The 24,416-nt window shown below is 69.4% G+C and carries 21 protein-coding genes and 3 pseudogenes; 15 read left to right on the forward strand and 9 right to left on the reverse strand.

The window, feature by feature from the left end; all coding sequences use genetic code 11:
- Position 1 precedes the first annotated feature (1 nt).
- The gene (locus tag ACFVJQ_RS17055) at positions 2 to 721 is read right to left on the reverse strand and encodes a class I SAM-dependent methyltransferase (protein WP_385784587.1); all 720 of its coding nucleotides are present in this window, start codon (positions 719 to 721) and stop codon (positions 2 to 4) included.
- Positions 722 to 730: 9 nt separating this feature from the next.
- Positions 731 to 1,615: a phosphotransferase family protein gene (locus tag ACFVJQ_RS17060; RefSeq protein WP_385784766.1), complete on the reverse strand. Its 885-nt coding sequence runs from the start codon at positions 1,613 to 1,615 to the stop codon at positions 731 to 733.
- A 100-nt stretch (positions 1,616 to 1,715) separates the two neighbouring features.
- Between ACFVJQ_RS17060 and ACFVJQ_RS17065 the strand changes: the two genes are divergently transcribed.
- From ACFVJQ_RS17065 to ACFVJQ_RS17090, 6 genes and pseudogenes are all read left to right on the forward strand, one after another.
- Positions 1,716 to 2,327 carry a dihydrofolate reductase family protein gene (locus tag ACFVJQ_RS17065; RefSeq protein WP_385509661.1) on the forward strand — a complete coding sequence of 204 codons (612 nt, stop codon included), beginning with the start codon at positions 1,716 to 1,718 and terminating at the stop codon, positions 2,325 to 2,327.
- A gap of 144 nt (positions 2,328 to 2,471) precedes the next feature.
- Positions 2,472 to 2,648, forward strand: a pseudogene (locus ACFVJQ_RS17070) (DUF4158 domain-containing protein); the annotation flags it as partial.
- 60 nt (positions 2,649 to 2,708) lie between these two features.
- The gene (locus tag ACFVJQ_RS17075) at positions 2,709 to 3,905 is read left to right on the forward strand and encodes a tyrosine-type recombinase/integrase (RefSeq protein WP_385509662.1); all 1,197 of its coding nucleotides are present in this window, start codon (positions 2,709 to 2,711) and stop codon (positions 3,903 to 3,905) included.
- Positions 3,787 to 5,394, forward strand: coding sequence for a hypothetical protein (locus ACFVJQ_RS17080; RefSeq protein WP_385784591.1), 1,608 nt, complete (start codon positions 3,787 to 3,789; stop codon positions 5,392 to 5,394). The genes ACFVJQ_RS17075 and ACFVJQ_RS17080 overlap by 119 nt, the downstream gene beginning before the upstream one ends.
- A 32-nt stretch (positions 5,395 to 5,426) precedes the next feature.
- Positions 5,427 to 6,371 carry a tyrosine-type recombinase/integrase gene (locus ACFVJQ_RS17085; protein WP_385784594.1) on the forward strand — a complete coding sequence of 315 codons (945 nt, stop codon included), beginning with the start codon at positions 5,427 to 5,429 and terminating at the stop codon, positions 6,369 to 6,371.
- A gap of 283 nt (positions 6,372 to 6,654) precedes the next feature.
- On the forward strand, positions 6,655 to 7,218 hold the full coding sequence (locus ACFVJQ_RS17090) for a hypothetical protein (RefSeq protein ID WP_385509664.1): 564 nt from the start codon (positions 6,655 to 6,657) through the stop codon (positions 7,216 to 7,218).
- A 54-nt stretch (positions 7,219 to 7,272) separates the two neighbouring features.
- Here the strand turns inward: ACFVJQ_RS17090 and ACFVJQ_RS17095 are convergent, their stop codons facing one another.
- Complete coding sequence (locus ACFVJQ_RS17095; RefSeq protein WP_385509665.1) at positions 7,273 to 7,614, reverse strand: hypothetical protein; 342 nt, start codon at positions 7,612 to 7,614, stop codon at positions 7,273 to 7,275.
- 3 nt (positions 7,615 to 7,617) lie between these two features.
- Between ACFVJQ_RS17095 and ACFVJQ_RS17100 the strand changes: the two genes are divergently transcribed.
- The gene (locus ACFVJQ_RS17100) at positions 7,618 to 7,938 is read left to right on the forward strand and encodes a hypothetical protein (protein ID WP_385509666.1); all 321 of its coding nucleotides are present in this window, start codon (positions 7,618 to 7,620) and stop codon (positions 7,936 to 7,938) included.
- Between the two features lie 49 nt (positions 7,939 to 7,987).
- Here the strand turns inward: ACFVJQ_RS17100 and ACFVJQ_RS17105 are convergent, their stop codons facing one another.
- A complete protein-coding gene (locus ACFVJQ_RS17105) occupies positions 7,988 to 10,036 on the reverse strand; it encodes a PA14 domain-containing protein (RefSeq protein WP_385784598.1) in 2,049 nt (682 codons plus the stop codon).
- A 304-nt stretch (positions 10,037 to 10,340) separates the two neighbouring features.
- On the opposite strand from ACFVJQ_RS17105, the gene ACFVJQ_RS17110 reads away from it, so the two are divergent.
- From ACFVJQ_RS17110 to ACFVJQ_RS17125, 4 genes and pseudogenes are all read left to right on the forward strand, one after another.
- Positions 10,341 to 11,048 carry a TIGR02391 family protein gene (locus ACFVJQ_RS17110; RefSeq protein WP_385509668.1) on the forward strand — a complete coding sequence of 236 codons (708 nt, stop codon included), beginning with the start codon at positions 10,341 to 10,343 and terminating at the stop codon, positions 11,046 to 11,048.
- Positions 11,049 to 11,067: 19 nt separating this feature from the next.
- Positions 11,068 to 11,961, forward strand: a pseudogene (locus ACFVJQ_RS17115) (DUF4158 domain-containing protein); the annotation flags it as partial.
- A gap of 276 nt (positions 11,962 to 12,237) precedes the next feature.
- The gene (locus tag ACFVJQ_RS17120; RefSeq protein WP_385784602.1) at positions 12,238 to 12,570 is read left to right on the forward strand and encodes a hypothetical protein; all 333 of its coding nucleotides are present in this window, start codon (positions 12,238 to 12,240) and stop codon (positions 12,568 to 12,570) included.
- Positions 12,571 to 12,844: 274 nt separating this feature from the next.
- Entirely contained in the window at positions 12,845 to 12,997 is a 153-nt protein-coding gene (locus ACFVJQ_RS17125) for a hypothetical protein (RefSeq protein ID WP_385509670.1), read from the forward strand.
- A 378-nt stretch (positions 12,998 to 13,375) separates the two neighbouring features.
- On the opposite strand, the gene ACFVJQ_RS17130 is transcribed toward ACFVJQ_RS17125, so the two are convergent.
- Positions 13,376 to 13,858, reverse strand: a complete 483-nt coding sequence (locus ACFVJQ_RS17130; protein WP_385784606.1) for a hypothetical protein — start codon at positions 13,856 to 13,858, stop codon at positions 13,376 to 13,378.
- 786 nt (positions 13,859 to 14,644) lie between these two features.
- Between ACFVJQ_RS17130 and ACFVJQ_RS17135 the strand changes: the two are divergent.
- The 4 genes and pseudogenes from ACFVJQ_RS17135 to ACFVJQ_RS17150 form a co-directional block, all read left to right on the forward strand.
- A pseudogene (locus ACFVJQ_RS17135) lies at positions 14,645 to 14,737 on the forward strand (alpha/beta hydrolase); the annotation flags it as partial.
- A 132-nt stretch (positions 14,738 to 14,869) separates the two neighbouring features.
- A complete protein-coding gene (locus tag ACFVJQ_RS17140; protein ID WP_385509672.1) occupies positions 14,870 to 15,520 on the forward strand; it encodes a ThuA domain-containing protein in 651 nt (216 codons plus the stop codon).
- A 103-nt stretch (positions 15,521 to 15,623) separates the two neighbouring features.
- Complete coding sequence (locus ACFVJQ_RS17145) at positions 15,624 to 18,248, forward strand: LuxR C-terminal-related transcriptional regulator (RefSeq protein ID WP_385509673.1); 2,625 nt, start codon at positions 15,624 to 15,626, stop codon at positions 18,246 to 18,248.
- A gap of 139 nt (positions 18,249 to 18,387) precedes the next feature.
- Positions 18,388 to 19,683 (forward strand): DUF6777 domain-containing protein, encoded by a 1,296-nt coding sequence (locus ACFVJQ_RS17150; protein ID WP_385784610.1) that lies wholly within the window; start codon positions 18,388 to 18,390, stop codon positions 19,681 to 19,683.
- A gap of 128 nt (positions 19,684 to 19,811) precedes the next feature.
- Here the strand turns inward: ACFVJQ_RS17150 and ACFVJQ_RS17155 are convergent, their stop codons facing one another.
- The 4 genes from ACFVJQ_RS17155 to ACFVJQ_RS17170 all read right to left on the reverse strand — a co-directional run bounded on the left by ACFVJQ_RS17155 (position 19,812) and on the right by ACFVJQ_RS17170 (position 24,408).
- Positions 19,812 to 20,855 carry a LacI family DNA-binding transcriptional regulator gene (locus tag ACFVJQ_RS17155; protein ID WP_385509675.1) on the reverse strand — a complete coding sequence of 348 codons (1,044 nt, stop codon included), beginning with the start codon at positions 20,853 to 20,855 and terminating at the stop codon, positions 19,812 to 19,814.
- A gap of 165 nt (positions 20,856 to 21,020) precedes the next feature.
- Complete coding sequence (locus ACFVJQ_RS17160; protein ID WP_385784614.1) at positions 21,021 to 22,613, reverse strand: glycoside hydrolase family 43 protein; 1,593 nt, start codon at positions 22,611 to 22,613, stop codon at positions 21,021 to 21,023.
- Positions 22,610 to 23,524: a carbohydrate ABC transporter permease gene (locus tag ACFVJQ_RS17165; protein ID WP_385784617.1), complete on the reverse strand. Its 915-nt coding sequence runs from the start codon at positions 23,522 to 23,524 to the stop codon at positions 22,610 to 22,612. Before ACFVJQ_RS17165 ends, ACFVJQ_RS17160 begins: the two co-directional genes overlap by 4 nt.
- On the reverse strand, positions 23,524 to 24,408 hold the full coding sequence (locus ACFVJQ_RS17170) for a carbohydrate ABC transporter permease (RefSeq protein WP_385509678.1): 885 nt from the start codon (positions 24,406 to 24,408) through the stop codon (positions 23,524 to 23,526). Before ACFVJQ_RS17170 ends, ACFVJQ_RS17165 begins: the two co-directional genes overlap by 1 nt.
- Positions 24,409 to 24,416: the final 8 nt, after the last annotated feature.

The raw sequence follows: 24,416 nt of genomic DNA on the forward strand, positions 1-24,416 counted from the left end.
GTCAGAACGCCCGGAACTCTTCGAAGGGCGGCTCGAACGAGGGGTCAGGCAAGCGAAGCGCCTTGCAGCGGGTCACTGGTCTGGCCTGGGGACCGGCGACAACCGTCGTCCCCGTTCCACTGGGGAAGGTGTCGGGAATCACCGTCCAGCCCAGGTTCCGCTCGTAGTAGTGCACGGCGGTTCGCACGGATGGTGCCCAGTCGTCGTCGATGACGATGAGCCCGCCGGGCCGGACGATCTTGCGCAGGAAGTAGAGATCGACGAAGACCTCGTGAAACCGGTGACTGCCGTCCACGAATGCCGCGTCGGCGACGAGGCCTTCGGCGAGGAGTTGCGGGAGGGCGATCGACGACGGAGTGAGCATGAGCGCGGCGATCGAGTCCAGCCCCGCAGAGCGCAGCAGATCCCAGCAGGCATTGGACCATGCGCTTTCTTGAAACGGGTCGATAATGACGTGCTGGGGATGCGGCGGATTGACAGTGATCAGCGCCTCACCGATCGCGAGCGCGGAACTGGCGTACGCGAGACCGACTTCGACAACCGTCTGGGCGCCCTCGGAGATCAGCAGGTCGCGTAGCTGGTCGCAATCGCGTTCGGGCACCGTGACTGTCTCGAAGTCTGCCTCCCGGTCCCGCGTCCACGGCGGCCCCTCCTGCGCGAGCCGACGGCGTACCTCGCGGACCTTCGCCCGGCGTTCCTCCGTCTTGCTCGTGTCGGCCACCCCTCCACGCTAAGACAGCACTTCGCCCCAAAGAGAGGGATCGACAACAGCTTCTCCGGCGTGGACCAGTTCCAGTGCCTTCTGCAGGTTGTATTCGGCGATGCCCGCGGTGGACGCCTGGTCGGGGAAGTCTCCGTCGAGCAGCCGCAGTGGGCCCGCCGTCAGCGAGAGCCGCTGGGCCAGCATGTAGAGCGCGAGCCGGTCCTCGTCCAGTCCGTCCACCCCCAGCGGCCGATAGGCGTCGTGCAGGCGGATCCGCAGAAAGACGTGCTCCCACTCGACGTCGAAGTGCATCGAGCCCTCGATGTCGATCAGTACGGGGTTGCCGTCCGCGTCCACCAGCACGTGGTCGGGCCCCAGTTCGCCGTGCACGACCGAGTACTCCGTGCGCGGTCGCACCGCCGCCGCCAGGCCCAGCAGGTGCTCCTCCATCCGATCGCGGGCTCCCGCGATCCGTGGATCACGGGATGCCGCATCGGCGAGGTCCCGCAGCGCACGGTCCAGGACGACCCCCTCGCACGATGTCCCGCGCGACGTTCCTCCTCCGTCGACCACGGCCACCTTGCCGTAGGTGGGCGTCCGGTGACGCCGCATCGCCTCCAGCGCCTCCCGGAGCCGGGCCATGACCGGGGCAGCCGCGCGCGGGTCGCGCGCGAGCAGTTGTTCCAGGTTCTCGCCCGGGAGGTCCTCGATGATCGCGAGGTCGGCCGGGCAGTGGGCGCCGTCGCGGTCGACGAGACGGATCGCCGGGACGCGGACGCCGAGTGCGTCCAGTCGCGCGTGCGCGGCCTGGAACAGGTGGAGTCCGAGACCGGGCGAGAAGGGGTCGGTGAGGTCGTCGTCGCCCTCGGCCGCCGGCCAGTAGTTCTCGGCGTCGTCCCGCAGGTAGGCGATGGGTTTCCGCGTGCCGTGGTGTCCAAGGTGTGGGAACGGTTGCGTCTTCCCTCCGAGGAGGTTGAATCGGCCATCGAGGCCGAAGAGAGAGTGCTGCGTGATGAAACTGGTTGTGCAGGAGTTCCTGACGCTCGACGGTGTCTCCCAGGGGCCGGGGTCCCCGGACGAGGACACCAGTGACGGGTTCACGCGGGGCGGCTGGTTCGTGCCGCACTTGGACGAGGAGTTCGACCGGCTGGCCGGTACCTGGCTCGGCGAGGCGGACGCGTTCCTGTTCGGCCGCCGTACCTACCAGAACTTCGCGCGGGACTGGCCGAAGATGACCGACCACCCCAACGCCCGTATCCTCAACGGCCTGCCGAAGTACGTGGCCTCCCACAGCCTGACCAAGGCCGAGTGGAACCCGACCACGATCCTGTCCGGCGACATCCCCGCCCAGGTCGCCGAACTGAAGCGGCAGCCCGGCCGGGAACTGCAGATCCACGGCAGCGCCCAGTTGGCCCAGTCCCTGCTCGCCGCCGGGCTGATCGACACGTTGCGGCTCGCGATCGCCCCGGTCGTGGTGGGCCAGGGCCGACGCCTGTTCCCGGACGGCGGCGCACCGGCCGGCCTGCGGCTCGTCAGCCATCAGACGACACCGGGCGGCCTCTCGGTGCACATCTTCGAATCGACGGGGCTTCCGGAGTACGGGACCTACGGGGCCGACTCGTAGGCCCGTGGTGGCCGGGTGTGAGTAGTTGGCGTACAGGAAATCCCGGTGAGATTGATCTTGGTCGGCTAGTACATACTCCGGGGACGCCGCTGGGCTTCGCGGAAAGGCGGCCGGGCGGGTGCCGGTGCTGGCTACGGTCCGGTCGTGCCGGTGGAGTTTCTGACTGATGAGCAGGCCGAGGCGTACGGGACGTTCACCGAGGTGCCCACGCGCCCGGAGCTGGAGCGGTTCTTCTCCCTCGACGATGACGACCGCGACCTGATCGCGCTGCGCCGTACGGACGCGCACCGCCTGGGCATGGCCTTGCAGATCTGGTGTGTTAACTGCACCAGCGTCTCTGATCATGGAGCGAGATGATCTCCGCCTGCAAGGAAGAGTGTGTTGCAAGACCTACATCGCCAGCTGATCGAGGGCCGGGCCGATGTGCCGCGCGTCGGCTCGGTCGTCGAGCTGGAGTCCATACCTCGGTACGCCGTCCTCGACGCTGACGGGGCCGTCGTCGCCCCCATCGTTCCGTACCTTCGCGGCCTGATCCTGGACGACAACCGGCCGCTGACGGCCAAGAGTTACGCGTACGACCTGCTGCGCTGGTACCGGCTGCTGTGGTTCCTCGGCATCCCGTGGGACCGGGCGACCGAGGCAGAAGCGTCCGCATTGGTCGGATGGCTCCGGGTTGCCCCGAATCCGCAGCGCCGCCGGAGGAGCCCGAACGCACCGCAGCCCGGCTCGGTGAACCCCCGCACGGGCAAGCCCTACCTCAAGGCCGGCTACGCCGCCAGCACGATCAACCACTGCCTGACCGTGGTCAGCAGCTTCTACGCCTACCACCGGCACTACAGTAGGGGCCCGCTGATCAACCCGGTTCCGGAGTCACGAGCACAGCGCCGGGCCCTCGCTCACTGGGCCCCGGACAGCGAGGTTCCCCAGTTCCGGCGGGCCCGGTTGCGGCAGCGGGTCCGCCGGACCGATCCGCGCTCGATTCCCGACTCGATGTGGGACGAGTTCTTCGGGACGATGGCCTGCGACCGGGACCGGGCCGCGGTCCTGCTCTATGTCTCGAGTGGCTCCCGGGCCAGCGAACTCCTCGGGGTCACCCCGGGAGACATCGACTGGGCCAAGCAATTGATCTGGGTGATCACGAAGGGAACCGACGACCGCGAGGCGGTCCCGGCCAGCCCGCTGGCCCTGACGGTCCTGGCCGCCTACCTCGACCACATCGGGCTGCCGCCGGCCGACGAGCCGGTTCTCCGGACGCGGCGGGGCCCGGACCGGCCGCTGACCTACTGGGCGATGCGGCGCGTGATCCAGCGCGCGAACGAGAAGCTCGGCACGAACTGGACCCTGCACGACTTGCGGCACACCGCAGCCACTCGGATGGCGAACGACCCCAACCTCACCCTGGCCCAGGTCCGCGCGATCATGCGGCACACGGACCTGGCCACCACCGGCCGCTACCTCAATGCGCGAGTCGAGGACCTCTTCGACGCCTTGCAGGCCCACTACGAACGCCCGCACGTCCAGCGGACCTTCGCCGCCGGTTACGACCCCGACGACATCAAGGCGGTGTTCGGTGCCTAACCGCACGACCGTCGAGACCTACACGGCCCGCCACCGGCGCCAGAACCACAACGCGGCGCCCAAGCAGACCGAGCCGAGAAGGTTCACCAGCGCATCGCTGAAGGCGGTCCCGGCACCCCGGCCCGCAAAGCCTCCGGCTCCGTTCGGGGACTTGTCGCAGGCCAGCATCGACGATCTGTGCGAGCTGGCTCGTCACGCGTGGCCGAACCAGGGGCGCTCCCTGGTGGAGAAGCGCACGGCCGGCATCCGGATGCTCTTCGGACACCTGGAGACGCTGCCAGGGCAGACCTGGCAAGAGCGCTGGGAGGCCAGTGGATTCAACGAGGAGAACGCACTCTCGGTCAATGTTCTGGGACGGCCGGGGGTCGGCTACGACGGCAGCAACATGGTCTCGGCGCTGAAGATGGCGTTCGCCGCCCGGATCATCCAGCCCTCGCTCTCCGGGTTCAGGGCGAACAAGTTCTCCGACTACGCCGAGCCGTTCCGGAAGATCCAGCAGGACCCCCGGTTGGACGAGTTCTTCAAGACGGTCGACGCTCAAGAGCGGCTCACCACGGTGCACCGGCAGCGGGCGAAGTTCGACCTGACCTGCGCGCTCACGACGCAGGGCATCCACCTGGAGGATCTGACCCCGTCGGCCCTGCTGTACTACTCGCTGGAGAACAAGCGTCTGGGTCTGACGCCCGGCGCGACCAAGAGAACCACGCGTTTCGCGGCCCTGGGCGCCTGGGAGATCCTGCACAGGATGGGGCACTTCCCTCCGGGAACGGCCCCGACCCTGAGGACGTTCATCTATGACGGTCAGCGAAGCGTCGAGGAGCTCGTCGACCGCTACGACATCAAGAACGCCGCGGTCCGACAGCTCCTGATCGACTACCTGGCCCGGCGCAAGGCCGACACCGACTACATCACCCTCGAAGGTCTCGCCCGCCAGTTGGCCAGCCTGTTCTGGGCCGTCATCGAGGAACTCAACCCGAGCAGAAGGACCTGCACCTCAGCCAGGAGCTCTACGACCAGTGGCGGGCCGAGATCCAGTACTGGCGGAAGAACGGCAAGGCCGACCGCACACGGCTGCGAAAAGACGCTGCCTCTGTGCTGCTGGCCGTCCGCTGCCTCTACGTCGACCTTCACAGTTGGGCCGTCGCCGAACCGGAGCGGTGGGCCCAGTGGGTGGCTCCCTGCCCGATCCTGCCGCGAGATCTCAAGGGGTTCGGCAAGCGGCGTCGCGAGATCAACCGGCGGATGGCCGACCGCACCCGCGCTCGCCAGCCTCTGTTGCCGCTCCTCGTCCGGCATGTTGAGGACCGTTACGAGCACCTTGCGGATCTCCTGGAGGCTGCCCGCCCCGTCCCCCTGGGTGAGCCCTTCGAGCATCAGGGGCGTCGTTACAGTCGCACGGATTCCCGCGAGGACCGCCGCCGGGCCAAGACCCTGGCCAAGCCTTTCGTCCGGGTCATCGACCACGTCACCGGTGAGATGGTCAACGTGACCATGGCGGAGGAGTCGGCGTTCTGGGAGTGGGTGGCCGTCGAGATCCTGCGGCACAGCGGTATCCGAGTGGAAGAACTCGTTGAGCTGACCCACCTCAGCATTCGACAATACGAGCGGCCCAACGGTGAGGTCATCGCCCTCCTGGTCGTCGCCCCGTCGAAGAGCGAACGCGAGCGAGCCATCCCGATGTCCGCAGAACTGTTCCATGCCGTCGCGCAGATCATCCGCCGCCAGACCCGCAACGCCCAGGGGATCCCGCTCGTGACCCGCTACGACTCACACGAAAAGCTCTGGTCAGAACCCATGCCGTTTCTGTTCCAGCGGCAGTTGGGGACCGTCCGCAACGTCATCGCCCCGCACACGATCCTCAACATGCTCGCACGCAGCTGCGAAGAGATCGCCGAGATCAATCCGGCGTTCGCAGGCACCAAGTTCACGCCACACGACTTCCGTCGGCTCTTCGCGACCGAGATCGTCAACGGCGGCCTTCCGATCCACATCGGTGCTGCCCTCCTCGGACACCTGAATCTCCAGACGACACAGGGCTACGTCGCGGTCTTCGCCGAGGACATCGTCAAGCACTACCAGGAGTTCCTGAACCACCGCCGAGCCCTGCGTCCCGAGCACGAGTACGGCGATGTCGCCCCCGAAGAATGGGCCGAGTTCGAGGAGCACTTCGACAAACGCAAGGTCGAACTCGGCAACTGTGCACGCCCCTACGGATCACCCTGTCAGCACGAACACGCATGCATCCGATGCCCGATGCTCCAGGTCAACCCGAAAATGCTCGCAAGGCTGGCCGAATTGGAGCAGGATCTTCTTCAACGACTACGGCGAGCCGAGACCGAGGGATGGCTCGGCGAGATTGACGGCATCAACACGACCCTGACCTTCCTCCGGACCAAGCAGGCAGACGCCGCTCGAACGGTCCGGCGACCGGTGGATCTGGGACTCCCTCGGCCCCGCACCCCATGAGTCACTGACCCTAGGTAGTCGCCCGACACCGGATCTCGCTTCCCGATCCGTGATCGGATACTCCCTGGTCACCGGCTGCCTACATCACTAGCGTCGGCTTGTCATCCACACCTGTCCGGGGGGACTCATGCAAGCGCGCACGACACGGCTGACGACAAGAGCCGTAGCAACTGTCATCGGAGTGTTCCTCGCGTCCGGGTGTGCCCCGGCGCAGGAGCCGAAGGACGCCACTGGAGCGTCGTCCACCATCCCTTCGGCCAAAGCCCCGGTGGCACCCCTGACGATGGCTCAACTCAAGGACCTCGCCTTCAAGGGCGGAGAGGTCCCGCAGGTCCACGAGCCCATCGGGGTACAGGAACCCCGGCCGGCGGGAAGCGAACGCTCCTTCCCGCCCCTATCCGTACCTGCCTGCCAGCCACTCGTCGACATCCGCAACGGCGAGGGGTCGTTCGCTCACGTCTTCCAGATCTTCAACTGGAAGAAGAACATCATGGGCGGCAGCTCGACACTCGCCTCCTACGAAGAGGACAAGGCCGAACAGCGCTTCGCGGAACTCAAGCAGGCCCTTGCCACCTGCCGGTCCTACGAAGGCGAGGGCTACGTCGGACCGTTCAAGGCGACGGTGAGGACAGAAACACCACCGCAGGTCGGCGAAGAGGCGTTGGCCTTCCGGGAGATCATCCCTGTGGAGCCGGAGCCCGGAGACCGCAACGAGCAGTTCATTGTGGTACGCACAGGGAACACCATCGCCACGTTCTCCGAGCTCAGCGTAGGCGCAAACCTGTCGTTCCCCACCGCGCTGATCATTCGGCAGGTGGAACGGCTACGGACCGCTCAGCAACCCTGATCACAGGCTCAACGGCTGGCCGACACCCCCGTACACATCGGCCAGCCGTATCTGCTAGACGCGGTCCTGGAAGATGGTGTACCAGGGGTACGTGCCCACCACGGCGCCGTCGGCCGTCACGGCCTCCAGCGTGTAGAAGTACGTGTTCCCCTTCGTCGCCGTGGTGTCCGCCCACGTCCGGGCGTCCGCCGGGAGTAGTCCGTCGTGCTGGGGCTCGTACGCCTTGGCCACCGGGTTCCACCGGCTCACGCGGTAGCCGGTGACCGTGGCGCAGCGGGCCGTGTCGGTGCACTGCCAGTCGACGGACGGACGAGTGGCCGTCCGGTTGTGGCCCAGACTGCCGAGGCTCCAGTCCCGGGTGACGGTCACGGACGGCCGGACGTCGAGCTGCGGCACGCGATGACCGCCGGGCTGCCCGCCGAGGTCCACCACCCCGCCTCCATCGCCAGGATCCGGCTGGCGAAGCTCCCACCCGAACGCGCACCTCAGCCCCAGCCCCAGCCGACCGCCCCGCGCCCCGCCCCCACCCTCCGCATCCTGGAGTGCACCGAGTGCAGGGCGCCCGCTCGCCCCGAGGCGCTGTCCGGCGGCCTGTGCCGGATCTGCCGCGACGAGCCACCGCTCCCGCCCCGCCCCGGCCTCTCCGAGGCCGAGGTCCGCGCCCACGTGGCCAGGGTCCGGACGGCGGCCATGAAACACCGCCCAATGCCCACGGCGTGACGGTCTGCCACTTCCCGAAGTGAGATGGCAGACCGTCACGGCAGACAGGCTAGACGCGGTCCTGGAAAAGGCAGAGCCACACGTACGTGCCCGCGACGCTGCCGTCGGCGCGCACCGCTTCCAGCGTGTAGAAGTACGTGTTCGCCTTCGTCGCCGTGCTGTCTGCCCACGACCGGGTGTCCGCCGGCAGCAGCCCGGTGTGCTGGGGCTCGTACTTCTCGGTCGCCGGGTTCCACCGGCTCACGCGGTAGCCGGTGACCGTGTCGCAGAGCGCGGTGTTGGGGCACTGCCAGTTGACGGCCAGCGCGGGCGGGGAATGGACCTGCGAGTTGTGGCCGACGCTGCCGAGCTCCCAGTCCCGGGTGACCGTCTCGGACGGCCGGACGTCGAGCTCGGTGGCGTCGATGACGGTGACCTTCGGGTCGCTCGGGTGCAGCGTGTTGCCCCAGCGGTCCCGGGCGGTCACCGCGTACACGCCCGCCTCGCCGTCCGGCAGGTCGCCGCAGAGGGTCGCGAGCGGGTCGCTCGGGCCGTCCCAGCAGGTGAACGGGCCGAGCCACTTGACCGTGCCGTCGGCCTGCCGCTCGCCGGTCCACACCCAGTAGTTCTCCAGGTCGTCCTCGGTCGAGGCGGCCCAGCTCACCACCATGCCGTCGCCGCGCGGCGTCACCTTCACGCCAGTGACCGGCCCGGGCGCCACGTTGTCGCCGGTGCGGACGACGAGCGGCGCGGAGTACGCCGACTCGTTGCCGTCCGGGTCCACCGCCGTGACGGCGTACGTCACGTACGTGCCGTCCGGCGCGGTCAGGTCGCGGCAGATGCCGCCGGTGCTGGTCTCGTCGCTGTTCTCGTCGGAGCAGGTCACCTTGGTGGCCGTGGCCGGGTCGAAGGTCTTGCCCAGCGAGCGGTACACGCGGTAGTGCCCGCCGTTGTCGAAGTCCTCGCTCCAGCGGGCGCCGCCCTGCTTCCAGTACACGTCGGTGTAGCCGCGGACGACGGCGCCGAGGTCGGTGGGGGACTCCGGCGGCGTACGGTCGACGCCGTCGCCGGTGACCGTGGCGTACGCCCCCGGGTTGCCGGACGCGTCGATGCCGCGGACGCGGTAGTACCGGTTCGCGTTCGGGGACGCGTCGGTCCGGTACGACGCCGTGGTCGTCGTGCCCAGCAGCGTGAACGGGCCGGTGGCCTCGTACGAGGCGTACACCTCGTACTTCGCCGCGTCGGCGACGGCCTGCCACTTCAGGGCGGCCCACCACGCGTCGCTGACGACCGTGAGACCGGTCGGGGCCACCGGGCCCGTGCGGTCCACGGTCGTCGCCGTCACGTCCGGGCTGCCGGTGGACTCGCGGCCGGCCTTGTCGACGGCGCGGATCTCGTACAGGAAGGTCTGTCCGGTCGCGGGCGGCGCGTCGACGAAGGACGGGGTGGTGAGCAGCGACGTGCCGCTGACCTTCGCCCAGCTCGTGGCGCTCAGCCGGCGGTACACGCGGTACCCGGCGAGGTCCATCTCCTTGTTGGCGGCCCAGCGCAGGGTGGTCTTCGCGGTGTCGCGGTTGTACGCGGCGGTGAGGCCGGTCGGGGCGAGCGGCTTGACCGTGTCGACGGCGGCCTCGGTGCGCGGGGTGTACGTGAAGGCGGCGTTGGCGACGCCGGTCCAGGCAACGTAGTCCACGCGGATCGTGTGCTTGCCGGCCGGGATGGTCAGGTCGACGGTCTTGCGGGCGGTGGTGGAGACGTTCTTCCACAGGTCGATCTTCCGCACGCCGTCGACGTAGACGCGCATGCCGTCCTGCGTGGCGGCGGAGAGCCGGAAGGGGCCGCCGGAGCCGAAGTCACGGGTGAGGGACCAGCGGACGGAGAAGTTGTCCTTGGGCAGCGTGACGCCGGCGGGGTCGCCGTACCCGTAGTTCTCGCTGATGGCGGAGTCGCAGGCGGTCAGCTTCGGCGTGCCGCTGAAGGTGGTGTTGCCGAAGTACTGCGCCCTCCAGACGGGAGAGGTGCAGGTGACGGCCGCGGAGGCGGGGGCGGCGGTGATCAGGCCGCCGGTGGTGGCGAGGGCGGCCGTCGCGGCCAGCGCGGACAGCCGGGTACGAGTCATCAGGAGAGTGGGCCCCTTCTGGACCAAGGGAAAGCATTGTGAAACTGGTGACGCCTGTGTGACTCATGAGGCGGGGGCAGGGTTGCCCGCCCGCTCACCTTTTTTCACGGACGTTCGCCACGCGTCGGCCGTACCGGTGGACGTCAGCCGTAGCGGCGCCGCGCGCATGTTCCCGTCCGGCAACCGCTCGGCCATCAGCTGGATCGACTTGCGCCAGCCACATCCCTCCGCCATGCCCCCGACCAGCCAAGATCAGCAGACCTCACGAAGCACTACTAGCTAGCCCCAGCCAACAGGAGAACACATGCCTGGAGCTGACTGGACCTTGGAAGCGGACGACATTGTCGCCCTGCCGGTCGACGATCTTGCCCTGCGGGTCCTCAAGGATGCTCGGGACAACAACGAGTGGAACTGGCACAACTGGCTCAAGCGCGCTCGCGTCGCTTACCAGCAACGACCTGAAGCAGTCCTTGCCCTGACAGAAGCCTGGACCTGGCTGCTCAACCGAGGGCTCGTGGTCTGGAACGTCAGCCAGGACTCAGCGGGCTCGTTCCTCGTCAGCCGACAAGGACACGCCGCACTCGACCGAGGACTCCGCTGGATCAGGGCCGTTCAACGGCTCGACATCGAACTCGTCCCCGTGCTCGAAGCGAAGGCCCGGCCGCAGTTCCTGCGAGGAGACTTTGAGGCCGCGGCGCTGCTGGCGATGAAGGAGGTCGAACTCCGTGTCCGGACAATGGCCAGTCTTCCCGACTCCCTCACGGGCACAGCCCTCATGCAGCAAGCGTTTCGGCCGGGCAAGGGAGACCAGGCGGCCGGCCCGCTGTCCGACGCCACAGTCGACGGCGGCGAGGCAGTTGGCATGATGGAGCTGTTCAAAGGCGCCATCGGACTGTTCAAGAATCCGCCGAGTCACCGTCGGGTCGACTACACCGACCCGACGGAAGCCGCCGAAGTCCTCCTCCTGGCAGACCTGCTCATGCGCCTGCTCAACAAGATCGAGGCATCTTGAGGCTCCGCTTGACTTAGTGCAGAGAAGCACAGTCCGCTACATCGACCGGTTCCTGGGCGAGGACCCGCTCGCCGTGCCGTGGGAGGCCGTGGAGTATCTGGCTGGGCAGCTCGGCATCGCTGATGCCTCGTGCGTGAAGCGGTACCCGGAGCGGCGCTCGACGGTGTACGAGCACGCGGCGGAGATCCAGAAGCAGTTCCAGTACCGGGACTTCACCGACCGGCGATGGGGCCGGGAGTTCCGTGGCTTCCAGTACGGGCGGGCGTGGACGCACGCCGAGAGACCAGTGGCCCTGTTCAACCACGCGGTGACGTGGCTGCGCAAGAACCGGGTGTTGCTGCCCGGCGTCTCGGTGCCGGCCCGGCAGGTGTCGGAGGCCCGCACGGCGGCAGAGCGGCGCCTGTACGAGGCAGTGGCCCGCGCCGCGCACCGGGCCGATCCCGCGCTCGCGCCGGCGCTAGATGAACTGCCGGTGGTGCCGGAGGGCAAGCGGGTCTCGGAGCTGGAGCGGCTGCGCACTCCGCCGACGAAGTCGACGGGCACCGCGATGGTGCGGGCCATGGAGGGGGTGGAGGAGATCTCAGCGTTCGAGCTGGGGCGGGTGAACCTGTCGCGGGTGCCGGTGAACCGGCTGTCCGCGCTGGCCCGGTACGGGCAGCTGAGCAAGGCGCAGACCATCGAGAGGGCCCCGGAGCCGCGGCGGACCGCCCTGCTGACGGCGGTGGTGCGCCAGTTGGAGGCGCAGGCGGTCGACGATGCGCTGGACCTGTTCGCGGTGCTGATGGCGAACCGGCTGATCAGCCCGGCTCGGCGGGCGTCGGACCGGGAGCGGCTGGCGATGCTGCTGCAGCTGGAGAAGGCGGCCCGCATCCTGGCGAAGGCGTCGAAGATCCTCACCGAGGAGCTGGACCTTGGGCGCCGCTCCGGCCGGGCGTCGCATCCTGAAGGTGGTGCGCCGCCTGCCCGCGCTCTCGCGCCGGCGGGTCAAGGGCGCAGTCGCACCGAGGAAGCGGCGGGGTGACAATGGGAAGGCGAGCCTCGCTCGATTCGGCCCCGGTCCCCGGTGAGGAGATGGCCTCGTGCTCGCGGCGCGCGGCCAGGGATGTCGGTGTCGGCGGCTGACCCGGTCTGCCCGGGGCTCCGGGCGTGCAGCCCGCGACTTCACGATTCCTCCCGGTAAGGAAGACTCATGAACCGGCACACACGCCTCCTCGCCCTCAGCGCCCTCGTGGCCGCCCCACTCGTCGCTGCCCCGACCGCCCTCGCGGCGGTCCCCCAGTCCCCGCTGGCCGCCGTCCCGGCCGCGACCTGTTCAGTCTCCGGCGTCCTCGAGAACGGGAAGGTGCACCTGTCCGGCGGCGGCTTCACCCCGGGCCCGGCCTATGTGTTCGGGTCGGCCGGCTTCGGCGGGACGGTCGAGATCGCCCAGAACGGCGGCTTCCAGATCATGAACGTGCCGCCCGCTCAGTACAGCGTCCGGCAGGGCGGCGAATTGACTCAGTGCAGCGGCTTCAGCGGTTAGTGCTGCAACACGCTTTAGGTCGAAAGTCCCAGAATGATGCGTCGGCCTGCATGACCAGTACCGTCACTGGCCACAGCGGACCACGGTGGAGACCGTCACGCATCTGACGGAGCGTCATCCTCGTTTGTCGTGCGGCACGGTGTGCGCGGTCTCACGTGAAACCGACCCTCGCAATCGAACACCGCGGTGCCCCTCCGCGACCGCTCCCCAAGATCTGTGCCAGAACCCAGGACTCACCGATAAAGCCAGTTCCAGGGCCTACGGGGCCGACTGGGTGTACAACAGCCGCAACGACGACCGCGCGATGCTCCGCTTCACGTATGGCGGCAGCACGTACTACAAGTGCCTCCCGCCCAACGGAACCATCCAGTTCTCGTCGGCTTCCACCGTCACAGGAATCCGGATCGACACGGCGTCCGCCTGCTGATCCCGCCCGTGCGAACACACCAGTTCCACGGCTGACCCGACCGAGACGGACTCGCGGGTGCGTGCGGGGTTCCGGCACGCACCCTCGAGTGTCCGACGTTCGCGCAGCCACCTCGCCCGGGTACGACGAGTGGAGGGCCAAGGTCACGGGTTCAATGCGGTGCTACTCGCACAAACGAACCTTTCCCGGAGCAAGATCGGAAACGATCGCGCGGGCGGTCCGGACCGCTGATCCGCTGTCACAACTCGTTCTCACTCCAACTGGGGACGCAGACTTCCTGCGGCGCTACCTGAAGCGAAGGCGTTTCGTCGCAGGAGTGCCACGAAACGCTGTACCGGAGGTCAGCCGGACCACGCTCTTGATGGGGGGACTATGGGACTACATGCCCGGTATACCTTCAAGGTTCGGGCCGTTGTCGATCAGACGGCCTCGGCCCTTCTCCCTCGCGCGTTCCTCCGGCGTGACGCACTTGGTGTCGCCCTCCCACTGCTCACGCCAGACGTAGCCGGGCTTACAGGTGTGCGGCCCGTAGGCGCCGCCGCCGGGCTGGCGGTTGGGGTTCCGGTCGTGGGCCTTCTGGCGTTGCTCCGGTGTGACGCACTTGGTGTCGCCGTCGAAGCTGTCACGCCAGACGTAGCCGGGCTTACAGGTGTGCGGCCCGTAGGCGCCGCCGCCGGGCTGGCGGTTGGGGTCGTGGTCGGAGAGGACGCTGCCGTAGGAGACGGGTGGGGCGTTGATCGCCGCGGATGCCGGCAGCGCGATCGCTCCGGAGATGAAAGCGGCCGAGGCGAGCGGCAACACGAAGCGCGAGATCTGCCGCTTGGACCGGGCGCCGACCGGGGTGTGGACGTCGTAGGACATGAGGGCTCCTTGAAGGTGTGCGGTTGTCTGGTCTCGCTGTCGTTCCGGTGTGACCACACCTCCAGTAGGCGCGATGGCGACAGACCCGTCATGTCACCAAAAAACGTGACTTGACGGGAGCGACAAGGCCTGGATATACGGCCCACAGAAGCCGAAAAAGCCCCTACCGGCGGAGCAAACCGCAGGTAGGGGGCGTAGATAGCCCTTCAGGGCACGCCCATGATCCCGAAGCAGGCATCCGGGTGCGTTTCCAGAACTCGGCGACAACGCCTGGAACCCCCACCCCACTGACCAGCCAATCCTCAACCTATGACCAACCAATCCTCACCACCTGTCCACCCCGGACCGGACCCCATCCCCCACCTCGACAGCCCACAGGCCCCGGCACAAGCGAGAACTCCCATCAGGGACAGCGATGCGCGCTGGTGACATCGGATTCCGAGCACCTGGCTACAGATATGGGCGGCGCCGGCACAGGACATGCCCAGTGCCGCGGTGAGCTGCGAGAAATCCGGGCGGGCGCAGTGCCCCGTCAGCTCGAAGCTCCCACGAGGCAGGCGAATCCCAGCAAGATCGTTCTCACCGGGATTTCCTGTACTCCACCTACTCACACCCACCCGGTGCCGGACCGGCATCGACGGAAGTGATCGCGCCGAGGCGTACCGCTGCAGACCGGTCCGTACGTCGTCCGCGGTCATCACCGGGAACGTTTCGACCGTGGCGCCGAGCCGCGAAGAGAACGGCTCGGAGACGCTCGGAAGCTGAAGCCGGGATGTCCGTCGTCGGATCCCGGACTGCGGACACAACATCGTGCTGGACAATCCGGAAGCCTTCGCTCGCGCCACCGCGGCGGCGCTCGCGGACCGAGACCAGGATTGACCAGGCCGCACGCGTAGTCGGAGCGTGACGTGGAGACGGCCGCGCGATGGGGGGCGCGTGCGCCGGGATCCGAAACTTTCGGATCTTCCCGGAGTAGGGGGACAGCCGCCCAGGCCGTCTACGCTCGGCGGCATGGTCTCCCGACTCCTCGTCTACACCCGCACCACCGCCTACCGCCACGACTCCATCCCGGCCGCCGTCGCCGCCCTCCGCGCGCTCGGGGACTTCGACGTCCACCACACCGAGGAGCCCGCGGAGCTGGAGATGCCGCTGGACGGATACGCCGCCGTCGTCTTCCTCTCCACCAGCGGCGAGGTCCTGACGGAGGCCGGGCGTGAACGGCTCGCCGCGTACGTGGAGTCGGGCGGCGGATTCGTCGGCGTGCACGCCGCGGCCTGTACCGAGTACGAGTGGCCGTACTACGGGGAGTTGCTGGGCGCCTGGTTCGACCGGCATCCCGAGTATCAGCCCGGTAAGGCAGTCGTCGAGGACCGTGATCACCCGGCCACCCGCCACCTGCCCGCCGTCTGGGACTTCAGCGACGAGTGGTACGACTTCCGCTCCAACCCGCGAGGGGCGGTGCGCGTGCTCGTGTCCGCCGACGAGTCGTCGTACAAGGGTGGGCGGATGGGGGACGACCATCCACTGGTGTGGTGTCGGGAGTGGGGCGCGGGCCGTGTCTTCTATACGGCTCTCGGGCATGCCTCCGAGGCGTACGTGGATGCGGACTTCCGTGCCCATCTGAGGGGCGGGATCACCTGGGCGGCCCGGCTCGGCGAGTAGGCCGACCAGGTTCACACGGTGCCGTGGTTGCGTCGTACGTTCAGATGAGTGGAGTTGATCCTTTTCCGCCTGTTCCGGCACGTCAGGCCTCTATCCTTCCGGCATGGGGTGGAACTGGCCGATGACCGGCCGGGTTGAGGAGTTGCGCTTCATCGCGGCGGCGACGCGAGCGGGGGACGGGCCTCGGGGCGTTGTGCTCGCGGGAGCGGCAGGGGTGGGAAAGACAAGGCTGGCGCGCGAGGCACTCGCGGCGGCGCGGCGGCGTGGGGCGGTGACTTCCTGGGTGACGGCGACCGCTTCGGCGCGGGGCCTGCCGCTGGGTGCGTTCGCCGGGCTGCTGGGGGCGACCGCCCAGGACCCGACTCGGATACTTCCGCAGGCCGTTGATGCGCTGGTGACCGGATCGGGGCGGGCGGGCGCGGTGATCGGGGTCGATGACGCCCATCTGCTGGACGAGCTGTCGGCGTTGCTCGTCCACCAGTTGGTGCTGCGCTCCCCGGCCACCGTGGTGGTGACCGTCCGCAGCGGCGTACCGGCGCCTGACGCGGTGACCGCTCTGTGGAAGGACGGTCACCTCGACCGGCGTGAGGTCCGGGCGCTGACCGAGGCGGAGACCGGAGCGCTGCTGGAGGCCGTGCTCGACGGCCCCGTGGACAGCGCGGGGGTCGCCCGTCTGTGGGCGCTGACCGGAGGAAACGCGCTGTTCCTGCGGCTGCTGGTCGACAGTGAGCTGGAGGCGGGCCGCATGCACCGGTCCGGCGGCGTGTGGCGCTGGTCGGGCCGGCCACAGGTACCGCCCGGACTGGCGGAGCTGGTGGACGCGCTGATGGGCCGCCTGTCGGATCCGGTACGGCAAGTGGTGAACCTGCTCGCCCTGAGCGAGCCCCTGGGCGTCACCCTGCTCGGCCGGCTCGTCGACCCCGCTGCGGTGGAGCTGGCCGAGACGTCCGGAGTGGTGAAGGTGGAGCGGGACGGCCGGCGGCTCGAGGCGAGGCTCGCCCACCCGCTCTACGGCGAGCTGCAGCGCGCCCGCCTCGGGCAGCTCACGGCGCGCAGACTGCGGGGTTCCATCGCGACGGCGCTGGCCGCCACCGGATGCCGGCGCGTCGATGACACCTTGCGGCGGGCCGTACTCGCCGCGGACTCCGATCTGGAACCGGACGCCGCACTGCTCACCGACGCCGCGCACCGCGCCATCCAGATGCTCGATCTCCCGCTCGCCGAGCGGCTGGCCCGGGCGGCGGCGGAAACCGGTGGATTCGAGGCGAGGTCGGCACTGGCTCACGCCCTGTCATGGCTGAACCGGGCCGACGAGGCCGACGCAGAGTTGACGGCGCTGGCCGGCCTCGCGTCCACCGAGCAGCAGCGCCTCGCGGTGGCCGTCCCGCGAGCGGCCAACCTGTTCTGGACCGCCGGTCGGCCGGCGGAGGCGGAAGCGGTGCTGGAGGAGACCACCAATCGCCTCAGCGATCCCTTCTGCCTCGATGTGCTGACGGCTGTGCGGGGCTCCTTCCACGTCTTCCAGGGACGGCCGCGAGAAGGAGCGGAGGACGGGGCGGCGGCGCTCGCCCGGGCGGACCTGCCCGACCTGGCCGTCGTCCTGGCGTCCTTCGGCGTCGTCGGCGGCCTGGGCGCCATGGGCCGTACGGACGGACTCGGCTCCGCCGCGGCGCGCGCATACGCCGCAGCCGCGCGGTCCTTCGACGCAGCCGCTCCCGCCCTCGGCCTGTGCGACCTCCACATGACCGGGCTGCGCCTGGCCGGCCGGCTGCACGAGGTCGAGGAACTCGGTCGCGCCCGCCTGCGGGCAAGCCGAGCCGTGCACGGGCCCATGCAGCTGATGGCTGTGGCGCTGGCGGGGCACGCGGCGCTGTACCGGGGGCAGTTGCGCACCGCGGTACGCCGGTTCCGGGAGGCTCGTGCCGGCCTGGTTCCCACGGAGACCCAGGGCTTCGCGTTCCGCTGCCTGGTGAACCTGGTCCAGGCGTTTGCCATGACGGGCGACGCGGCCGCGGCCCGTCACACACTGGAGCGGACGGAGACCGAACGCCATCCTGCCGCCGTTTTCTTCGAGCCGGACCTGGTGCTCGCCCAGGCGTGGACGTCCGCCGCCGAGGGCGCGGTCACCGAGGCGGTCGGGCTCGCGCACGACGCCGCGACGCTCGCCGCCGAGCGGGGCCAGGTCGCGTATGCGATGTACGCGCTGCACACCGCTGTGCGCTTCGGCGACCGCACCTCCGCCGCCCGGCTCGCCGCGCTGGCCACGCAGGTTGACGGGCCCCGCGCACCGGTTGCCGCCGCGCACGCCGCCGGGTTGGCCGCGGGCGACGCCGATGCCCTGCTCGCAGCCTCCGCCGCCCTGGAGGAGATGGGGGATCTGCCGGCGGCCGCGGACGCCGCCGCCCAAGCGGCCACCGTCCACAGTCGCGCCGACCGGCGCACGGCGACGCGTGCCGCCGCCGCACGGGCGCACCGGCTGGCCGAGGAGTGCGAGGGCGCCCGGACTCCCGCGCTGCTCACTGCCGCCCGGCCGTTGCCGCTCACCGACCGGGAGCGTGAGATCGCCATGATGGCGGTGCACGGTCTGAGCAACCGGGACATCGCCGCGCGACTCGTCGTCTCGGTGCGCACCGTCGAGGGCCATCTCTACCGCATCTACGGCAAGTTGGGCGTGGCGGGCCGCGGTGATCTCGCCGCCTTCCTGTCGTCGGCGGGCACGGACACCTGAGAGGTGCGTACGCCTTGAAGCGAGTAGCCGACTACTCGTGCGCCGGCCCGGTCCGCCCCCGATCCTCGATTCGGCGGGAGGACTCTCCCGCACAGGCACGAACTACTCGTCGTCGCCTGACAGGTGGGACCGGAAGGACATGATGGGCGCGACATTCCGATCGCGGGAGGAACGCCTGGGCCGCACGGCGTTCCGTGGGCTCGCCGCTGTGGTGGCGATGCTGTTGGGCGTCACCTTGCTCACGGGGTGCCCCGGTCCCAAGTCGAAGGTGATGGCTGTGGGCCGGGGCGTGGTCGGCGCCTCGCCGTTCTCCAGGGCGCTGCTCGGGGCCGACCTGGCCATGAGCGCCGTGGAGGCGCTGTCGGGCGGGGACAAGAGCGGGAACACGCCGGGGCTTTACGGCGGATCCCGCAAGAAGGTCACCTGCCTGAAGGACCAACTCGTCGACTTCCTCAAGGACCCCGGCAACAGCGACAAGGCGAAGGCCTGGGCGAAGGTGCAGCGCATCGAGGTGGATCAGATCGAGAAGTTCATCGATGATCTGACCCCGGTCGTGCTGCGCAATCCCACGCTGGTCAAGAACCACAACTACCGCAAGGGCAAAGCTGTTTCCTACGAGGCACTGCTGGAGGCGGGGATCGCCGTACTGATCGACCTGTTCGGACGGCCGGTCGTGAAGTGCAACTGCGGCAACCCGCTGGCGGCGCCGGACCACGGCATCGACGAGGTGGAGGTGGACTTCGGCAAGGGGCGGACGAGGACCTGGAAGGGCGACTACGACAAGGACAAGGTCGTGACGGTCAAACAGCCCGAGGACTCCTCCGGCCTGGAGAAGGTAGCCCTGGTCGATGTGGACGCCCCGGACCGGGGGATCGAGCGGCCGGTCGGTACCGACGGCGGCCAGGACACCGCACTGCCTGCGGACCCCGATGCCGAGACGGCGGGGGACGTCACGGTTCCGGATGTGCTGGGCAGCTCGCTCGATGAGGCGACCGGGCGGCTCGAGGACGAGGGCTTCGTGGTCGAGACGGCCGAGGTACCGGCCGACGGTGCCGCGTCCGGCACGGTGGTCGGTCAGGAGCCGGCCGGCGGGGGGACGGCGGCCGAGGGGGCGATCGTGACCCTGCACGTGGCCGCCGAGGTCTCCACGCAGTCCCCGGAGGACGGTGTCCTGGTCCCGGACCTGGCCGGCCGACCGGTACCGGAGGCGTTCGCGGAGCTCGAGGCGTTGGGACTCATGCCCGTGTACGGCCCGGACTCCGCGCAGTCCGCCACCGCCCTCGTCCAGCAGACCGATCCGGCGGCCGGGAGCAGTGTGGCCCCGGGAGCCACGGTCACCGTGACGGCCGCGGAGGAGGCGCCGGAGGACCCGTCCGACGACCCGGGAGCCGGGGACGTGAACCAGGAACCGGACGGCACGGCGGACGCGGGGTAGCCCTCGCTCCGACCGCCCGCTCGCCGCCCGACGGCCACGTGCGAGTCGCACGAGAGACCGGCCCCGGCGCCGCCCTACGGGGGAGCGGTGCCGGGGCCCTCGCACGAGGATGATCCGCCGGACAGTCCCTACCCGCGCAGCCGAGCCGTGCTCGACCGTTCCACCAGGCGGGTCGACAGTTCCGTGCGGGTGCTCTCCGGGCGGTCGCCGGCCATCATGCGGACGAGCAGGCGCAGGGCCGTGGCCGCCATTTCCGAGATGGGCTGACGGACCGTGGTCAGGGGAGGGGAGGCCCAGCGGGCCTCGGGCAGGTCGTCGAAACCGACCACACTGATGTCGTCCGGGATCCTCAACCCCCGCTCGGCCACGGCGTCGTACACCCCCAGGGCCATACGGTCGGAGCAGACGACGACCGCTGTCGGCGGCTCGGGCAGGTCGAGGAGTTCGCGCATGCGTCCGCGGGCAACGGCCTCGTCGAACCCGGCGTGCCGCACATACTCCGGGCGGTGCCGCACCCCGGCCGAGGCGAGCGCCGAGCGGTAGCCCGCGATCCTGGCGCTGCTGCACATCGTGCGGCGGTGGCCGGCGATGACGGCGATGCGTTCGTGGCCGAGGGACAACAGGTGCTCGGTCGCCGTCACCCCGCCCTGCCAGTTCGCCGCGCCCACCGACACCACGCCGGGCGGTGGTTCGTGCGCCGGGTCGATCATCACGAAGGGGATGCGGTGCTGTGCGAGCCACGCGTACTGGGGCTCCGTCAGTTCGGCCAGGTTGAACAGCACGCCCGCCGAGCCGCGCGCGGTGAGCTTGTCCAGCCAGCCGCGCTCCGGGCGGCCGGAGCGGCTGCGGGCGAGGCCTGCCGAGACGACCACGTCCAGGCCGGCGTCGTGCGCCGCCTGCTCCACGCCGTGCAGCACCGCACCGGACCAGGAGCTGTCCAGCGAGTGCACGACGAGGTCGACCAGGCGGGGCGCCTTCGCCGCGTCGAAGCGCGGTCTGCGCACATAACCGAGCCGGTCCAGGGCCTCCGTGACCCGGCGGCGCGTCTCGGGCGCCACGTCCTCGCGGCCGTTGACCACCTTGGACGCGGTCGGCACCGACACCCCCGCCTCACGGGCCACCACCGCCAGCGTCGGCCCGGCCGGAGCGCTCGCACTTGCCGTACGGCCCATCGGAAACCGCCCCTCCGGCCCGCCCGAGGGCCATCGAAAGTCGCGACCAGCACTGCTTTCGTGGTCGGCACACCGACCTCGGGATAGAAAGCGCTTCCTACACTAAGCGTGCGGCACGGAGACGTGAAGACACCGGAATCGCAGGACTGCGAAGACCTGCGCCTGCTACGGCGTGCACGTCAGCCGGAAGCCCTGGAAGTCCGCAGTGAAGGACGCGTCGACGAGGTCGCGGGCGTGGATCCCGGCCACGGCGCCGGTGAAACGCAGCCGGGAACCGTGGTCGTCGGACAGCCGGCTGAAGTCGAGAGGTGGGCCGATCGGCGTGCGGACGCCGTCCCGTACGTACCAGAACCGCGCGTCGGCGCCGTCGATCGTCACACCCAGCGTGACCGGCACGACCGCGCCGACATCGACCACCGTCACCTGCCGGGCACCCTCCTCGTCGCGCTCCACGAGGCTGAGCACCCTCCGGCCACCGCCGCCGCCCCGCCACTGCTGGCCGCGCTGCGGCTCGCCCTCCGGTTCCGCCCAGGTCAGGTCGAGGCTGAGGTACGCCTCACTGTCGTACCGCAGGACCAGCCCGGCGGCCTGCGTGAAGCTGCGCGGCCGGGCCTCGACCGTGACCTCCGCCTCGGCCCGGTGCTCCGTGATCCGCTGGGCGAGCAGACTCTGCGCCCACCGCGACTCGGGACCGTGGCGGCCGCGCAGCCGGATCCAGCCGGGGCGGCTGGTGATGTCGGCCCAGGAGGGATCCGGGTACTTGCGCAGGGAGCTCCACGGCCAGTCCAACTCCCCTGAACCAGCCACGACTTGGGGATCCGAGGAATGTGTCGGTACGTCCACCTCGACCGCCGGATGCCACCCGCCGTGGGCCAGCCTCGGCCACCCCTCGGCGTCCCACACCACCCGCTGGATCGCCGTCTCCCGGCCGAGCGTGCAGCGCGGCCCGTGCGGCGTCCGCAGCGGGCGTGCCGTCAGATGGCTCAACAGCCAGGCACCGTCCGGGGTCTGCACCAGTTCGCCGTGCCCCGCCTTCTGCAGCGGCAGAGCCGGGTCGTCCCGGGAGGTCAGCAGGGGTCTGCTGTCGAGTTCGTACGGGCCGGTCAGGGCGCGGCTGCGCGCCACCAGCACGCCGTGCTCGAAACCGGTGCCGCCCTCCGCCAGCACGAGGTAGTACCAGCCGTCGCGCCGCAGCACCTTCGGGCCCTCGATCAGCCGGTCCTGCTGAAGCAGGAGGTGAGTGTCGCCGACCGGGGCCAGTGTCTCCCGGTCCAGCTCCGTCAGCACGATCCCGGCGAAACGCCGGCCGCCGGGGCGGTGGTCGTTCTGGAGGTTGAGCAGCCACAGTCGGCCGTCCTCGTGGAAGAGGGCGGGATCGAAGCCATGGCTGGCGACCCGCCGCGGGGCCGACCACTTCCCAGCCACGTCGGTGGCCGTCGTGACGTACGTGTCCAGGTCGAAGTACGGCGTGCCCACCGAGCGTACGACGGAGTAGACCGCCCAGAAGCGGTCGCCGTTCCAGCTCAGTGACGGCGCCCAGATGCCGCCCGAGTCGGGCACCCCGGCCAGTGAGTCGCCGGGGACGGCGCCCCGCACATGGCCCGCGTACTCCCAGTGCACGAGGTCTTGGGACCGGTGGATCGGGATCGTCGGGAACCACTCGAAGGAACTGGTCGCCACGTAGTACCAGTCGTCCACCCGGACGATGGACGGGTCCGGGGCGAAGCCGCGGATGACGGGGTTGTGCAGCAGGGTCACTTCAGCGCCCCCAGTGTGACGCCCGTCCGCCAGTAGCGGCGCATCGCGATCATCATGATCGCCATCGGGATGATGGACAGCAGCGCGCCGGTCAGGACCAGACTGGTCAGGTCGACGCCCGACTCCAGGCGCTTGCCGGACCAGTTGTACAGGCCGAGGTTGAGGGTCCAGTTCTCCTCGCCGCGCAGGACGGTGAGGGGCAGGAAGAAGGCGTTCCAGGTGTTGACGAAGGCCAGCAGGAAGACCGTTGCGCCGCCCGTCGTCATCATCCGCAGCACGATGCTGAAGAAGATGCGCAGCTCGCCCGCGCCGTCGATGCGGGCCGCCTCCAACAGCTCGAACGGGACCGTCGACTCGGTGTACACCTTGGCCAGGTACACGCTGAACGGGTTGATCAGGCACGGGATCAGCATCGCCCAGGGGGTGTCGACCAGGCCGATCTCCGAGAACATCAGATACAGCGGCAGGGTCAGCAGGGCGATCGGGATCAGGAACGAGCCCACCACGCACGCGAACACCAACCGGCGGCCGGGGAAGTCGAATCGCGCCAGGCCGTAACCCGTGGCGAGGGCGACGAGGGTGCCGCCCAGGGAGCCGACACCCGCGTACAGCAGCGAGTTGGCGGTCCAGCGCAGGAAGATACCGTCCTCGTAGGTGAAGAGCTGCTCCAGGTTGTCCCACAGGTGCCAGCCCGAGAACCACAGGCCGTTGCTCTGGTAGAGGCCGGTGCGGTCCTTGGTCGCGGCGACGATCAGCCACCACACCGGGAACAGGCTGTAGACGCTGGCCAGGATCAGGCCGATGAGGAGGAAGCGCTGCCCGCCCCGTGAACGGGCAGCGCGGTCAGGGTGGCCCAGGCGGCGAACCGTGCGCGTGGGCAGTTTCTTCGTACGGTCCTCGGTGAGCACCATCAGTCGGCCTCCTTCGAGGTCAGCCGGTAGAACAGGAAGGAGGCGACGCCGAGGATGAGGGCGAGGAGAACCGACAGGGCCGCGGCGTAGTGGTAGTTGCCGGCGTTGAACGCCTGGTTGTAGATGATCATGATCGGGGTGAAGCTGTCGTTCACCGTCTGCGGTGTGACGTTCCGGAAGAGCGCCGGCTCGTTGAAGATCTGCAGCATCTGGATGATCGAGAGCATTCCGGTCAGGACGAGCGCGCCGCGCACATGCGGGATCTTGATGCTGAGGGCGATCCGGCGCTCGGAGGCGCCGTCGAGGCGTGCGGCCTCGAAGAGTTCGCGGGGCACCGCCTGCAGGGCGGCGTAGATGATCACCATGTTGTAGCCGATGCCGTGCCAGGTGAGCAGGTTGCCGATGGACGGCCAGACCATGGACGGGGCGAAGAAGTTCCAGTCGAAGCCGAAGACCTCGCCCAGGGGAGTCAGTGGGCCGACCTCGGGGCTGTAGAGGTTGATCCAGACGAGCGCGGCGACCACCCCCGGGATCATGTACGGGACCAGCAGCACGATCCGGAAGCGGCCGGCCGCGCGTGCGGTGAGCGCGTCCAGGAACAGCGCCAGGACCAGGCTGATCAGCAGCATCACCGGGATCTGCACACAGGCGAACAGCACCACGCGCAGGACGGAGCCCATGAACGCGGAGTCGGTCAGGCCCTGTCGGTAGTTGTCGAGGCCGGAGAACGTCTCCGTGGAGCCGCCGAGGCCGAGGCCCGAGCTCTGTTCGGTGAACAGGGACTGGTGGACCGCATACCCGATCGGGAGCAGGTACAGGAAGACGAAGCCGAGCTGGAAGGGCACCGTGAAGGCGGCGCCCTTCCAGCGCAGGGAGCGAATCATTGGTGAGT

Origin of the sequence: Streptomyces sp. NPDC127197 (assembly GCF_042672405.1) — a bacterium.
In the GTDB taxonomy this organism is placed as follows: Bacteria; Actinomycetota; Actinomycetes; order Streptomycetales; family Streptomycetaceae; genus Streptomyces; species Streptomyces flavusporus.